Raw genomic sequence first — 12,986 nt, 5'->3', positions numbered from 1 at the left:
TTATTATAGATCGGCGCTTTCAGGAAGTTTGTCAGAAGCCGCCTGCGGCCGCAAAGTTTTTTCCGACACCTTCGGCTTACGCGCGCCGGCCATTTTGCGAAAAGTGGAAAACCGCATCGCCGCTGGATTAATTCAACCATTCGCTGGCTATACAGTTATGAACAAGGCATTCCGAGAGCAAAAATACGCGCTCATGTGACAGCGGCTGCCGCCGCAACGCGAGGCTTTGGGACACAACAAGCACGCCGGGCTTGCCGGATGTTCGCGAATGTTTGCTTGCAATAAAAAAATTAAATTTCACAACAAAAAAACCGAACCCTCAGGTTCGGCTGTAGTTATTATATTTTACGAACGGCGTCCGCCCCGTCCGCCTCGTTTGGATTCAGTGCTTTTCTTAAGAGTAGAAATCCGTTCTTCGCTGTCCTTAAGGAAGCGAGACAATTTGTCATCAAAAGAGGGAGATCTGCCAGCACCTGCCTTGAAACCGGGACGGCCTCCGCGATCACGGGGTCCGCGCTGGTACGGCTGCTGTTGTTGCTGCTGCTGTTCCGGCGGTTTATCCACGGCTTGACGAATGGACAGTCCAATTTTGCCATCTTTATCTACGTTAATGACCTTCACTTTAACCATATCATTAACTTTCAAATGCTCGTGAACGTCTTTCACATAGCTGTCGGCAATCTCGGAGATATGAACGAGCCCTGTCACGCCGCCCGTAAGATCCACAAACGCTCCGAAATGTGTGATGCCCGTCACTTTGCCTTCTAATTTCGTGCCCACTTCGATGGCCATAAAAACGGATGTTCCTCCCTGAAAATAAATGTGCCCGGACTGCATAAGTCCGGCTATGCCGATTATAACTGACAATGGAAAGCTAGGTCAACAGACATACGACTACCGACCCAAGGTTATGGATCGGTTTTTTCGATATGAATCGGTTTCTCTCCCGGATAGCCCATGCCTTGTTCCTTGCGGGCAATCTGGCCGATATACTCGGGATCGTTCAACCGTATAATCTCTTGCTTAAGCAGTTCGCCCTTCGCTGCGGCATCGGTCAATTTCTTGTCGGCTTCTCGCAATTGACTCGCACGATCGCTCATCTGACCGAACTGGGTAAAGTACGTGTATGCAGCCCAGCTCATAAAAATGACCATAACGAACAGCAACAATTTCAATCTTCTGCGGGCTCCTGTCATGGCAGGTGTCGCGGCCGTGTTGCGAGATGACATCTGTGCCGATGCCTCCTTCCCATGCTGTTATGTAAAAAACCGAGAGACGCGACTATTATAGCATATTTCGCAATTTTAGAAAAATCCTTCTTCCGATTCAATTGATTTAAAAATACTGTCGAAAGCCGGTCAGGGCTTCTTTCTGAACAGATCCCGCAGTATTCTCCATCTCTCCCGAATCCGCTGATAAAGCTGAACGAGCGGCCTGAGCCGCCTGCGAATAGGAAGAAGCTTCGGCCACACCCACTTTCCAAATGCGGAAATCGGCATCAGCAATAGCTTCCCCAGCCAAAGCAGAAGCGCCGCCGTTACGACAAACAATACGTCCAAAAGCTTGGCCAACATACGAACGAGCCACAAAAACGGGATTAACACCAGAGTATTAACCACATTCCACAGGAAATGAAACAGCCATTTTAAACGATCGATCGACCAGCCCGACAGCTTGACCACCCATGTGCTGAACAAACCGAAATAACCGGTCACCCCGATACCCAGGCCGAGGAACACATACATCCTGACCTCCCCATGATTGCTGCTCAGCAGGATGCTGAATACGGCGAAGGTGGCGGCCGCCCAATATACGACGTCTAAACCTGGAAGCAGCCAGCGGGCGACATGGAACCGATGGGACGCGACCCGGTAAACGTCGAACACCGTGCCCATGGCTAATCCGCACAGCATCATGGACCAGATCGTCATCCACTGTGCCGCGGCATTCACTTGAACAACTTCCCGAACAAGCCTTTCGATTTGCCTCCAGCGGCGCCGTCCAGGTACATGAGGGAATGAATCGTGCCCTCGATCGCCACAAGGCCTTGATCCAGGCTGAGGTTTTTCATATGCAGATTTTGCCCCCGAACGGTGAGAAATCCGCATTCGGTTTCCAGCAGAAATTCTTCATTGTCGAAGCTGTCGACGTTGCTGACACCCGTGATTTCTAATGTTTTTCGGTTAAGCATACGTATTTCCTGATGCTTTGCGCCTTTGCCGTGTTCCATGGCAGGTCCCTCCCTACACATCTATGAGACTAGCTTATGGGAGGAAAAACCGAATTAGAACTTGTTGCGGATGAGGATACAGACAGGTTTGCTGATCGGAAGAACGGTGCCGGTGAAGATCGGAAGACCGCTGTCCATATCCACGCGAAACAATACTACCGTGTTCGAATCCTGGTTGGCTGCGAGCAACCATTGTCCATCCGGTGTCAACGTGAAATGCCGCGGGTTCCGTCCCCGTGAAGACACGTACCCGGCACTCACAAGTTCCCCGGTAACTTCGTCCAAATTGAAAATAGCCAGGCTGTCGTCCCCGCGATTCGATGCGTAAACAAAACGTCCGTCGGGCGATAGAACGATTTCGGCGGCCGTGCTCTCACCATCGAACGAAGCCGGCAATGTAGACACCGTTTCCTGCTTGTGCAGCGTCCCCGGTTCCTCATATGTAAATCGGGTTATCGTGGAGTGGAGTTCATTGACGACGAAAGCGGTTGTGCCCGCTTGATGAAAGATCAAGTGCCGCGGCCCGGCGCCCGGGGCAAGACTGACTGCGCTGTGGCCCGCCCATTCCTGTCGTTCGAGGTGATAAGCGTAAGAGAGTATTTTGTCCATACCGAGATCGGGCACAAACAAATAGCTGCCATCCGGGCTGAATACCGCGGCATGAGGATGCGGCTTCTCCTGCCTCTCCGGGTGCGGGCCGGAACCGGAATGCCGGAACCGGGTGCTTGCTTTTGCAGGAATCCCGTCCGGGGACACGGGATACAACACGACGGAGGAACCGTTATAGTTGGATACGGCGAGCCACTTCTCATCGGTGTCCATCATAATAAAGCACGGAGCTTCGCCAAGAGTCGGAAGCGCGCGCACTGCATGCAAAGCCGTCCCGTGATCCCGCAGCTCGAACGTGAACATCCGCCCGCCCGGCTGACCATCGGCCTCCTCCACTTCACTGACCGCGTACAGATGCTGTCCGGAACGATTCCCGGTAATGAACGAAGGGTTCTCGATTCCGGTAAACGCCGCTTGCTCGGTCAAGACGCCAGTCTCCGAATCTAACTGCAGCCTTGTCAAGCCAACCTCGTCCTGCTGTGCGTAGGCACCGACCCAAATGTCCCAAATTGTACTCAACTGAAAGCCTCCTGTTTTAGCGTTGATCATCCAATATTATTAATATAAACAGAAAAGCCCGCCCTAAGGCGAGCTGACGGATATAACGCTGTTATAAGAACGGGTTGTCTTCTTCTTTCTTGCGGGCTTCTTCCTTCAGTACCGTGTACAGTCCTTCTATATCCTCTTTGCGGGTCGATTCCGAGAGCCGCTCGACCCGGACCGTTAACGTGCGCTGCCCGAACTGGATGTCCAGCACATCCCCGATCTTGATGACACTGCTGGGTTTGGCCTCCCTACCGTTGAGAAGGACGCGTCCTTGATCGGACACGTCCTTCGCGACGGTGCGGCGCTTTATGAGCCGCGACACCTTCAAAAATTTATCGAGACGCATGAATTATTTTACAGCGTCTTTCAATTTGTTGCCGGCTTTGAACGCAGGAACTTTGGAAGCAGGGATCGTGATGGATTTGCCTGTTTGCGGGTTGCGTCCTACACGGCCGGAACGGCTGCGAGTTTCGAACGTGCCGAAGCCGATCAATTGTACTTTGTCGCCTTTAGCAAGAGCATCAGTAACTGCGCCCAAGAAGCCGTTCAATACGGATTCTACGTCTTTTTTTCGTCAGACCGCTTTTGTCTGCGATGTTGTTGATCAGATCTGTTTTTGTTCATGGTACTGATTCCTCCTAATTTTCAAATCATCATCCGTTTCACAACGGGCTGGAAAGACGTTGTGAGACGTTGTTTGTTAAAGCACGAAGAATACTATTCTGTCCTCTGCTAAAAAAATCCTGCCGGATCACAAAAAAATTTCTCGAAATATGGAGAAAATGCGGGAACATTGCCGAATGTTGATCCATTTTATCGTTTATGACCGGCTTTTAGCCTCCTGCCACCAAGTTTCCATCTCTAGCAAATCAGTGTCGTCAAAACTTCTTCCTCTTATACGCAGCTGCTCTTCAATATAGCGAAAACGTGAGGCAAATTTACGATTCGTGCCCGCCAGCGACTCCTCGGGATCTACCTTCAGGAAACGCGCTGCGTTAACAACCGCGAACAGCAAATCTCCCAATTCATCCTGCTGCCGTTCTTTCGTCTCGTGATCTGCCGCATGCCGAAGCTCGCGGAGCTCCTCTTCGATTTTATCGAATACACCGGTGAGGTCAGGCCAGTCGAAGCCGACTCCGGCAGCTTTTTTTCTGCTGCTTGTGGGCGCGCGGCAGCGCCGGAAGATCTTTCGGAATGCCGTCCAGAATGGATGTGCGCTCCGGCACGCCCTTGCGCCGCTTCTCTTCCGCTTTCATCTGCTCCCAATTTTTCAGCGCCTCTTCGGCGTCTTGCGCATTCTCACCGCCGAACACATGGGGATGGCGGAAAATGAGCTTGTCGTTCAGCTCGGCGAGCACATCGTAAACGTCGAATGTGCCGGTCTCTTCCTCCATCTGGCTGTGAAGCAGCACTTGCAGTATGACGTCGCCGAATTCCTCCTTCATGTTATCCGGATCATCATTATCGAGCGCTTCGATTGCCTCATACGTTTCTTCGATAAAATTTTTGCGGATGGACAGATGCGTCTGCTCGCGGTCCCAAGGGCAGCCGTCCGGGCTGCGAAGAATCGTAACGATCTCGTGCAGCCGTTCGAACGAGCGGCGGCGCAGCCTTTCATCGGCACTTGCGGGAATGTGGACCAGCATCAAGTTGCCGTACGATTCCAATCGGTCGAGTTCATGCAGCGGGATCTGACGGACCGATTCCTTCCCGGGCACGCCAAGCGACTGTCCGACGGTAATAAGGTAGTCGTCAGGGTATATGTTCATAAGCGTCAGCTTCACCTCGGACGCCGTAAAAGCATCGTAAACCTGTCCGATGACGGTATGTAAACGCGGACGGATATGTTCCCGCTTCAGCTCCGCAGCGTCGAGCATCTGAAAGCCTTCGATCGGATCGAAGCCGAGGCTGATGAACGCCTGATCCAGGAAGCTTTGTCCGCCGAGCAGCTTAAGTTCGATGCCTCGTTCAGGCGCGCGCCAGCGAAGAATTTGAACGGTTCTTTCCGCAACCATAGGATGTCCCGGGACAGCATAGAGGACATTGTCATCCGGATGGTTAGCCGCAGCATCCATGAGCGCGGCCGCGATGGATTCGTATACTTCATCGAATGAGCTGTGGCGTTCGTATAGAGCGTCGAATGACTGAAACTCGATGGCTCTCCGACGTAAATCGGCAACCGCCGGGTGGTCGGCGGTACGCACATATCGGTAAGCGGACTGTTCGAGCGCCTTGAGCGCGCCGAGAGTCAGTTGATCTTCGCCGCCGGAACCGAGTCCGACGACGGTGATGGACGGTGGCATATGAGCGATCATCCTTCCCGGGAGTGTGGGGTGGAGCTGTAACGGCTGGCTGCCTGTTGAAGGCGCAGCAGCCAGGCTTCGATGCGGCTGCCGTGCAGTCCGGGCAGCCCGCGCAGCTGCTGCGGAGTGACGGCGCAGGAGGCGACAAGCGCCGCGGCGAATACGGCGGCGCCGATCGCGACGCCCGGCAGGGCGACGAGCAGCGCCGCCGCGCGCGATGGCAAGGCGGCGGTTGCGGCGCCGAGGCCGAGCGCGGTCAGCGCGACCGCGGCCGCCATGGCGGCCAGCGCAGCGGCAGTGCGCCAAGCGATGGCGAAGCGCGGCGCGGGCAGGTTTACGCGCTGGCGCAGCGAGAGCGCGTTGAGCACTGCTGCGGCGGTGAACGCCGCTGCCATGGCGGCTGCAGCGCCGGCGATGCCGTATGCGGGCACCAGAACGACGTTGAGCGTGAGCTTCAGCAGTACCGCTGCGGCCAGGTTGACGGCCGGCGACTTCATGTCGCCCAAGCCCTGCAGCAGCGCCGCGCTGACCGCCTGCAGCGTGCCGCCTGCCGCGGCAAAAGCAATGATGGCCATGGCGGCCGTGCCGCTGTTATCCGCGAACAAAGAAATATTGACCGGCCCGGCGAGCATGGCCAGCCCAACAGCGGAGGCGCTACCGAGCCACCAGGCGAGCCGGATGGCGAACACGGCTCGTCCGGCGAATTCCGCGTCATCGCCCCGTGCCCGCGCGGCGGTGAGCGCCGGCACCAAAGCCGCAGCTCCCCCCCGCAGCCGCCATAATGACAAGCTGCAACAGTGCCACGCCTCGATTATATATTCCGAATTCGGCCATGGACCGTGCGGCCTCGACATGCTCTTGCTGCAGCAGACGCGGAATGGAGAAAGCGTCGATCAGTCCAAGCATGGGAGCGACGACCGAAGCGATTCCAACGGGAACGGCAACCGACAGAATCGTTTTTAACAATTTTAAACGGGATTGCGGCAGAAGGACGGTTCGTGCCGGATGGGCGGGCAGCGCTTTTTTCGCGTGTCCTCCAAGGATAAAGACCGGCTGCCGGCGGAACTGACGCGGCCAGAGCAGCGCGATAAGTCCGGCGGCCGCACCCGCGGCCAATCCTCCATGCACCGCAGCCGCCGCCGCTGACGGTGACCACGCATTGTTGATGGCCCAGGCTAGGGCGATGAGCATAAACGCGACACGCGCCATCTGTTCAGTGAGCTGCGACAAAGCGGGGCGCATCATTCGCAGCTTGCCTTGGTGATATCCTCTCAGCACAGCCGCTGCAGGTGCGAATAAAAGTGCCGCCGAGGACATTCGGATCGCCGGAGCAGCGCCTTGCGCTCCCATCCAGTCCGCTAATAAATCCGCACCGGCGTACAGAACTCCAAACATAAGAAGGCCGCTCACCGCAAGAAGAGCAAGAGACCACCTGAGGAGCCGGTGCACGCCTTGATTATCGCCATGGGCCGCCCGCTCCGCGACTAACACACTTACGGCCACGGGAATTCCGGCGGCCGCCAGTGTCATCCACATAACTGCAAGCGCATAAACCGCGCTGTATAGTCCAAAAACTTCATCACCTGCAAAGTTTTGCAGCGGGATTTTCTGAAGAGTTCCGATCAGCTTCGACAGCAAAGCCGCTCCGCCAAGCAGCGCAGCGCCTTCCCAAAGCTTATTGGCATCTCTTATAGGTTCGCGTTCCATCATCCTTCATCCCGCTTCTTTGTCATGTCCCCTAAATTATAGCCCAAAGCGTTAACGCAAAAAAGCTTCCCGCTGAACAGACCGCTCTCCTGTCCGGGAAACTTTTTGTTGTGCGAAGAGATTACTGCTCCATCTGCTTGGCGAGAAAGCCTGCCGCCGTCTCCACCATTTTGCTTTCCATCTCACCCATTGACACTTGCTCGTCCCTGCTAAGCAATACCACCGTACCGATGGGATCACCGCCGGCTACGATCGGCGCCGCCGCGAAGGAGGCCACGCTTTCTCCGGTGTCACGTACAATTTCATAGTTGCCGGCTGTCGGTTGTACATTGATTTTTCGGTTTTCCATACAGTCTTCAAGCATGCTTCCGATGGGTTTGTCCAAGTATTCTTTCTTGGAAACGCCCGCTACAGTAATAATGGTATCGCGGTCTGTGATCATGGCAATGTGCCCTGTGCTTTCAGCCAAAGACTCAGCATATTCCTTAGCAAAATCGCCGAGCTCGCCAATAGGTGAATATTTCTTCAATATGACTTCGCCGTCCCGATCCACGAAAATTTCCAGCGGATCCCCTTCCCTAATGCGGAGCGTGCGGCGAATTTCTTTCGGAATGACGACCCGTCCGAGGTCATCGATTCGGCGTACTATCCCGGTTGCTTTCATAGCTCCTGTTGCCCCACTTTCATTGATGTAGTAACTGTGCATGCTACCGTTGGAATGGCCTGCCGGTTTTTATGACGAACGCTAGAACATTCGGTAAAAGGTGACATTGAATCGTAAATGTAGTATTTAACCCCTCCCATTTTCTTATGCGTTTACCCTGTGCTGGTGGAAACATCCAACAAAACCAAAAACAAGTGCCCGCTTATCGCGAGCACGATAAGCGGGCACCTCTTACATTGCGGCTCACTTTCCTGAAGCGGCGGGTGAAGCCGACGGCGTTGCAGCCGGAGAGCCGCCCGGCGCGGGGGCCTCTGTCGGCGATGTGCTTGGCGTCGGTTCCTGCGGAAGAGTCACCTTGATGTCCAGCTTGTCCTCTTCAGCTTTGAGGAATTCATTTAATTTCGCTGCTGCGACCGTTTCCGTCAAAGCGGTCTTGGCCTCCGGTTTCAGCTTCTCGTATACTGCCGCCTCACGGCTTTCCACTTTCATGACGTGATAACCGAATTGGGATTTAACCGGTTCACCGATTTTACCGATTTCCTGCGTGTTGGCCGCTTCCTTGAATGCAGGGTCCCACTGGCCGGCCCTTTGTTTGTCGTAAAGACCGCCCTTGTCCTTGGAACCCGGATCCGTGGAATATTGCTTGGCGAGCTCGTCCCAGCTGCCGCCCTTATCAAGCTTGGCCTTGACCTCGTTAGCGATTTTCAGAGCTTCTTCATCCGTTTTCAACTGCTGCTGGGTTTGCGGGTCAACCGTACCGATCAGAATGTGGCGCACGGATACGATGTTGTAATCGCTCGGATTTTTGTTGAACTCCGCCTTGATTTCCTCTTCTTTGACTTGCGGCTTTAACTCTTCGCCTTTAGCCGTGTAGTATTTCTCAAAAGCGACTTCATTCTTGAATAACGCTGTAGCATCGTCTACAGACAGGTTGTTTTTGTCCAATAGATCTTTTAACTGCTTGTTTGTTTTGACGGCTTTGCCGAGCTCCGCCTTAAAATCTTGGGCCGCTTTGTCGGCTTCTTTCATATCTTTGTCGGACACTTGCGAGAGCAGCGCGTTGCTGACGATATATTGCTTGACGAATTGTTCTTTAAATTGCGGAATGCCCATATACATCGCTTTCTGAGCATTCACAAGCTGAGTGAAAGTCGTATATTTATTGAACTCCGATTCCGTAACTTGTCCGCCTTTGTAAGTGGCGATCACATTGTCGTTGCCGGAACCTTGCCCCTCTTCATTTTTCTTGCCACAGCCGGAAATCATTGCCGTCAGCATTACAGCCGCAAGCATCATGATAGCGAGCCGCAGGTACAGCGTACGACTAAGGTGCAACATCCTGCAGTTCTCCCTTCGATTTGGTCACTTCTTTGTATTGTATCAAAAAGCTTTCAACAAGGGCCAACAGCGCGTCCTCGTCCAGCCCTCTGACCTTAAAGCGGATAATCAATTGGTGCGCGGAGATGGCGCTGACGATCCGGCCCTGATACTTCGCTTCCAACGATTTCACTTTCTTGAGATCGATCTCCTCGCGCCGCCGCTCTTCAAACTTCACATGCAACTCGTCGCCGCGGGTAATAATGGACTCAATCCCGTAACGCCGGCTGTACACTTTAATCCGGGCGACGGCCAGCAAGTTCAGGACAGCCTTAGGCGGATCGCCGAACCGGTCGGTCAACTCCTCGAACAAATCGCTGATATCCTCTAAAGAAGCTGCTGTCGCCACTTTTTTATAAATCTCGATCTTTTGGATGCTGTCATAAATATAATCCGGCGGCAGGTAAGCGTCCACTCCGAGATCAAGCTGCGTGTTGACGGGCTGAACCGGGACTGCGGCATTGCCGCCAAGCTCCAGCTTCCGGTTCTGAATCTCCTCGGCAAGCATTTGGGAGTACATATCGAAACCTACCGAAGCGATAAAACCATGCTGTTCCGCGCCGAGAAGATTGCCGGCCCCGCGAATGGAAAGGTCCCGCATCGCAATCTTGAATCCGGAACCGAGTTCCGTAAACTCCTTGATCGACTGCAGCCGCTTCTCGGCCACCTCTGTCAGGACCTTGTCCCTCTGATAGGTGAAATAGGCGTACGCGATCCGGTTTGAGCGCCCCACCCGTCCTCTCAGCTGGTAAAGCTGAGATAAGCCCATCTTGTCGGCATCATGAACGACAAGTGTGTTGACGTTCGGGATGTCCACGCCTGTCTCGATAATACTTGTGCTCACAAGCACATCGTATTCTCCGTCAAGGAAATCAAGGATCGTGCGCTCAAGCTCCTGCTCGGACATTTGCCCGTGTGCGACCGCGACCTTGGCGTCCGGCACGAGCGCGCTGATCTGTTCAGCCATCTGGTAAATGCCCTGAACGCGGTTAAACAGATAATAGACTTGGCCGTCCCTCGCAAGCTCTCGTTCGATCGCTTCCCGTACAAGGGTCGGGCTGTATTCCACCACGTAGGTCTGAACCGGAAACCGGTTCTCCGGCGGCGTCTCGATGACGGAAAGATCCCGCACGCCGAGCATGGACATATGAAGTGTGCGCGGAATGGGCGTCGCCGTCAAGGTTAAGACGTCGACGCTCGTTTTCAGCTTCTTCAATTTTTCCTTATGGGATACGCCGAAACGCTGCTCCTCATCCACAATAAGCAGTCCGAGATCCTTGAAAACCACGTCCTGCGAAAGCAGCCGGTGCGTGCCGATCACAACGTCGACGGTGCCCGCCTTCACCGCTTTAATCGTCTCGTTCTGTTCCTTACGGGTGCGGAACCGGCTGAGTACCCTGATTTGGAACGGGTAGCCGGCGAATCGTTCGCGGAAAGTCTCGTAATGCTGTTGAGCCAAAATGGTTGTCGGGACAAGCACCGCTACCTGTTTACCTTCTATAGCGGCTTTGAAGGCAGCGCGGATGGCCACTTCCGTTTTGCCGTAGCCGACGTCGCCGCATAGCAAACGGTCCATCGGACGCCCGGTTTTCATGTCATCCTTGATTTCCTGAATGGCGCGCAGTTGGTCGGTCGTCTCATCATAAGGGAACATCGCTTCGAATTCCTGCTGATAAGGCGTGTCTTCCCCGAATCCGTAGCCGACCGTCGCCTGCCGTTCCGCATACAGCTTGATCAGGTCGTCTGCAATATCCTGAACGGATGAGCGGACTTTGGACTTCACGCGGTTCCAATCCGCACCGCCAAGCTTGCTTACTTTCGGTTCCTTCTCCTCGGAGCCGACGTACTTTTGGATCAGATCGAATTGTTCCACGGGCACCGACAACCGATCACCGCCCGCATATACGATATGAAGATAATCCTTGTGAATGCCGCCGACTTCGAGCGTACCGATGCCCAGATATTTGCCGATGCCGTGGTTCTGATGAACGACAAAATCACCGACTTTGAGCTCGGTGTAGCTTTTGATGCGTTCGGCATTATCAAGGTGGCGATCTACCCGCCTTGCCTTGCGCTGCTTCTGGGTGAACATCTCGCCTTCCGTAATGACAACCAGCTTGATCGAAGGGAGTTCAAAGCCGCTCTGCAAATTGCCTTGTAATATTTGGGGAAGCGAAATCTGATAGTCTTCCAGCACCCGCTTCATACGATCGGCCCGCTCGGTGTTGCCGGCGAGCATGATAATTCGGGCCCCGCTTTTGCGCCACCGCTCCATTTCCGCTTTGAGCACATTCATCTGCCCGTGGAAATTCTGCATGGAACGGTAGACGAAGTTCACGATATTCTGCGGCTGGGTATGCGGGATTTGACGCACGAAGAGGGACATGTACACGATTTGAAATCCTTTGGGGTATAACGCCTGCTCAGCGCCAAGCCCCAGCACGAAAGCAGGAAGAGACTTACCCTGCTGAAGAAGGTGGGTCGTCCATTCCGATTCGTCGCGTTCGAGCTGCCGCGCCGTTTCCCCGAGCCGGTTAGGCTCATCCATAAGCAGCAGCGTATCCCGCGGGATATAGTCGAGCAGCGTTTGGCGCTCCGGGTATAGCAGAGAAATATATTTGTAGATTTCAGAAAAGTACAGATTTTGTCTTAAAAGCTCGATTTCCCGGGAAATTTCGGAGTTGAGACGCTCTTTCGCCTGACGGTCGCTCATTTTTTCCAGCTGCTGCTGCAGCAGCTCGGAAGCGTGCTGGGCGGCGTTGCGGAAGCGTTTGTCATCTGCCACCCACTCCCGGCAAGGACGGACGGTGTAAGCTTGCAATTTTTCAATAGAGCGCTGATCGGCGGGATCAAAGGTACGGATGGAATCCACTTCATCGTCAAACCACTCGATGCGGCAGGCGTTCGGAGAGGCCAGCGGAAAAAAGTCTGCAATGCTCCGCGCACGCTCAAATGCCCTTTTTGTTCAACCCGGTCCACACGTTCGTAGCCCATCTGTATCATGCGGCGCAGAAACTCTTCCATCGGAAGCGTCTGCCCGACGCTTAGATCGATGCGGGCTTCTACCATTGCTTTGCGCTCCGGCTGAAATCTCCGGACACCGGCGAACGGCACGACAATAATGCCGCGGAAGCCTTCCGCAAGCTTTGACAACACTTCCAGCCGGCGAGCCGAAGTCTCCGGACTGGATATGGCGGTCTCAGCCGCGATCAATTCATTGGCGGGATATAGAAGAACGTCGTCCGAAGACAGACACTCTTGAAGGTCTTCGGCCGTCTTCTGGGCGGAAAACATATTATGAGTAATAACAAGAATCGGCCTGTTAAGTTCCCGATATAAAGAAGCTATGGCCAATTGGCGCGCGGAACCGGACAAGCCGGCAACAAGCTGCTCCCGCATACCGCCGCGGACACCGTTTAGTACGCTTATCAGATCGGGATCCGTCACCAAGGATTCAATAAGCGGCTTCATGACATTTCCCCTTTCTTACGTAAATCACATGCAGTAAATCAGTAAAAGAGCCCCGGCACATGCCAAGGCCCCTTGCGGA

Annotated in this window: 11 protein-coding genes and 3 pseudogenes; 1 reads left to right on the top strand and 13 read right to left on the bottom strand. The window is 54.3% G+C overall.

Features of this window, described 5'->3' with window-relative positions:
* Positions 1-28: 28 nt before the first annotated feature.
* Positions 29-199 carry a hypothetical protein gene (locus SD71_RS24060; RefSeq protein WP_161793409.1) on the top strand — a complete coding sequence of 57 codons (171 nt, stop codon included), beginning with the start codon at positions 29-31 and terminating at the stop codon, positions 197-199.
* 146 nt (positions 200-345) lie between these two features.
* Here SD71_RS24060 and SD71_RS16570 read toward each other — a convergent pair whose 3' ends face one another.
* The 13 genes and pseudogenes from SD71_RS16570 to mfd all read right to left on the bottom strand — a co-directional run bounded on the left by SD71_RS16570 (position 346) and on the right by mfd (position 12,907).
* The gene (locus tag SD71_RS16570; RefSeq protein WP_041065574.1) at positions 346-792 is read right to left on the bottom strand and encodes a S1 domain-containing RNA-binding protein; all 447 of its coding nucleotides are present in this window, start codon (positions 790-792) and stop codon (positions 346-348) included.
* A gap of 116 nt (positions 793-908) precedes the next feature.
* The gene (locus tag SD71_RS16565) at positions 909-1,229 is read right to left on the bottom strand and encodes an FtsB family cell division protein (protein WP_041065572.1); all 321 of its coding nucleotides are present in this window, start codon (positions 1,227-1,229) and stop codon (positions 909-911) included.
* Positions 1,230-1,358: 129 nt separating this feature from the next.
* Positions 1,359-1,952, bottom strand: coding sequence for a spore cortex biosynthesis protein YabQ (gene yabQ / locus SD71_RS22435; RefSeq protein WP_052476338.1), 594 nt, complete (start codon positions 1,950-1,952; stop codon positions 1,359-1,361).
* Positions 1,949-2,230 carry a sporulation protein YabP gene (yabP, locus tag SD71_RS16555; protein WP_041065568.1) on the bottom strand — a complete coding sequence of 94 codons (282 nt, stop codon included), beginning with the start codon at positions 2,228-2,230 and terminating at the stop codon, positions 1,949-1,951. The genes yabQ and yabP overlap by 4 nt, the downstream gene beginning before the upstream one ends.
* Positions 2,231-2,284: 54 nt before the next feature.
* Positions 2,285-3,358 carry a lactonase family protein gene (locus tag SD71_RS16550; protein ID WP_041065565.1) on the bottom strand — a complete coding sequence of 358 codons (1,074 nt, stop codon included), beginning with the start codon at positions 3,356-3,358 and terminating at the stop codon, positions 2,285-2,287.
* 91 nt (positions 3,359-3,449) lie between these two features.
* Positions 3,450-3,731: an RNA-binding S4 domain-containing protein gene (locus tag SD71_RS16545; RefSeq protein ID WP_041065562.1), complete on the bottom strand. Its 282-nt coding sequence runs from the start codon at positions 3,729-3,731 to the stop codon at positions 3,450-3,452.
* A 3-nt stretch (positions 3,732-3,734) separates the two neighbouring features.
* Positions 3,735-3,993: pseudogene (locus tag SD71_RS16540) on the bottom strand (HU family DNA-binding protein).
* Between the two features lie 212 nt (positions 3,994-4,205).
* A pseudogene (gene yabN / locus SD71_RS16535) lies at positions 4,206-5,688 on the bottom strand (bifunctional methyltransferase/pyrophosphohydrolase YabN).
* 8 nt (positions 5,689-5,696) lie between these two features.
* Positions 5,697-6,440 (bottom strand): MATE family efflux transporter, encoded by a 744-nt coding sequence (locus SD71_RS22430; protein WP_052476337.1) that lies wholly within the window; start codon positions 6,438-6,440, stop codon positions 5,697-5,699.
* Positions 6,400-7,398 carry an oligosaccharide flippase family protein gene (locus SD71_RS22425; RefSeq protein WP_052476336.1) on the bottom strand — a complete coding sequence of 333 codons (999 nt, stop codon included), beginning with the start codon at positions 7,396-7,398 and terminating at the stop codon, positions 6,400-6,402. Before SD71_RS22425 ends, SD71_RS22430 begins: the two co-directional genes overlap by 41 nt.
* A 118-nt stretch (positions 7,399-7,516) precedes the next feature.
* Complete coding sequence (spoVT, locus tag SD71_RS16525; protein ID WP_041065560.1) at positions 7,517-8,059, bottom strand: stage V sporulation protein T; 543 nt, start codon at positions 8,057-8,059, stop codon at positions 7,517-7,519.
* A gap of 243 nt (positions 8,060-8,302) precedes the next feature.
* Positions 8,303-9,397, bottom strand: coding sequence for a peptidylprolyl isomerase (locus SD71_RS22420; protein WP_052476335.1), 1,095 nt, complete (start codon positions 9,395-9,397; stop codon positions 8,303-8,305).
* Positions 9,384-12,907: pseudogene (mfd, locus tag SD71_RS16515) on the bottom strand (transcription-repair coupling factor). Before mfd ends, SD71_RS22420 begins: the two are co-directional and overlap by 14 nt.
* Between the last annotated feature and the right edge of the window lie 79 nt (positions 12,908-12,986).

The sequence above is a fragment of the Cohnella kolymensis genome, assembly GCF_000829465.1.
Taxonomy (GTDB): Bacteria; Bacillota; Bacilli; order Paenibacillales; family Paenibacillaceae; genus Cohnella; species Cohnella kolymensis.
The sequence above is the reverse complement of the archived record's forward strand: the minus strand, read 5'-3'. Positions and strand labels throughout refer to the sequence as shown.

Excerpts from the sequence above, each read along its gene's own strand:
- SD71_RS16565 (WP_041065572.1), bottom strand. The coding sequence starts at position 1,229 with ATGTCATCTCGCAACACGGCCGCGACACCTGCCATGACAGGAGCCCGC.
- SD71_RS16570 (WP_041065574.1), bottom strand. The coding sequence starts at position 792 with ATGGCCATCGAAGTGGGCACGAAATTAGAAGGCAAAGTGACGGGCATC.
- SD71_RS16545 (WP_041065562.1), bottom strand. The coding sequence starts at position 3,731 with ATGCGTCTCGATAAATTTTTGAAGGTGTCGCGGCTCATAAAGCGCCGC.
- SD71_RS22420 (WP_052476335.1), bottom strand. The coding sequence starts at position 9,397 with ATGTTGCACCTTAGTCGTACGCTGTACCTGCGGCTCGCTATCATGATG.
- SD71_RS22425 (WP_052476336.1), bottom strand. The coding sequence starts at position 7,398 with ATGATGGAACGCGAACCTATAAGAGATGCCAATAAGCTTTGGGAAGGC.
- spoVT (WP_041065560.1), bottom strand. The coding sequence starts at position 8,059 with ATGAAAGCAACCGGGATAGTACGCCGAATCGATGACCTCGGACGGGTC.
- yabP (WP_041065568.1), bottom strand. The coding sequence starts at position 2,230 with ATGGAACACGGCAAAGGCGCAAAGCATCAGGAAATACGTATGCTTAAC.